This window comes from Streptococcus sp. 27098_8_69, assembly GCF_041432445.1.
GTDB lineage: Bacteria > Bacillota > Bacilli > Lactobacillales > Streptococcaceae > Streptococcus.
This window is the reverse complement of record NZ_JAPVZO010000054.1, coordinates 1-745: the sequence shown is the minus strand read 5'-3', so window position 1 is coordinate 745 and position 745 is coordinate 1. Positions and strand designations below refer to the sequence as shown.

Genomic DNA, 745 nt, shown 5'->3' with positions numbered 1-745 from the left:
GACGTGCTTGCGGATTGACTTGCGCTTGTTGAAGCTGACTGGCTTGCTGACGTGCTTGCGGATTGACTTGCGCTTGTTGAAGCACTTTGGCTTGCTGATTGGCTCGCACTTGTCGATGCGGACTGGCTAGCTGATGTGCTTGCGGATTGGCTTGCACTTGTCGATGCTGACTGGCTAGCTGATGTACTTGCTGATTGACTTGCACTTGTCGATGCTGACTGGCTAGCTGAGGTACTTGCTGATTGACTTGCACTTGTCGATGCTGACTGGCTAGCTGATGTACTTGCTGATTGGCTCGCACTGGTTGACGCTGACTGGCTAGCTGATGTGCTGGCTGATTGGCTCGCACTTGTTGACGCTGACTGGCTAGCTGATGTGCTTGCTGATTGACTTGCGCTTGTTGATGCTGACTGGCTAGCTGACGTGCTGGCTGATTGACTTGCGCTTGTTGAAGCTGACTGGCTAGCTGACGTGCTGGCTGATTGACTTGCGCTTGTTGAAGCACTTTGGCTTGCTGACGTGCTGGCTGATTGGCTCGCACTGGTTGAAGCACTTTGGCTTGCAGACGTGCTGGCTGATTGGCTCGCACTGGTCGATGCTGACTGGCTTGCTGATGTGCTTGCTGATTGACTTGCGCTTGTTGAAGCTGACTGGCTTGCTGACGTGCTAGCTGATGTGCTGGCTGATTGGCTTGCACTTGTCGATGCTGACTGGCTAGCTGATGTGCTGGCTGACTGGCTAGCTG

The 745-nt window shown here is 53.8% G+C and carries 1 pseudogene; it reads right to left on the bottom strand.

The window, feature by feature from the left end:
- Nucleotides 1-745, bottom strand: a pseudogene (locus tag O3658_RS10590) (hypothetical protein); the annotation flags it as partial.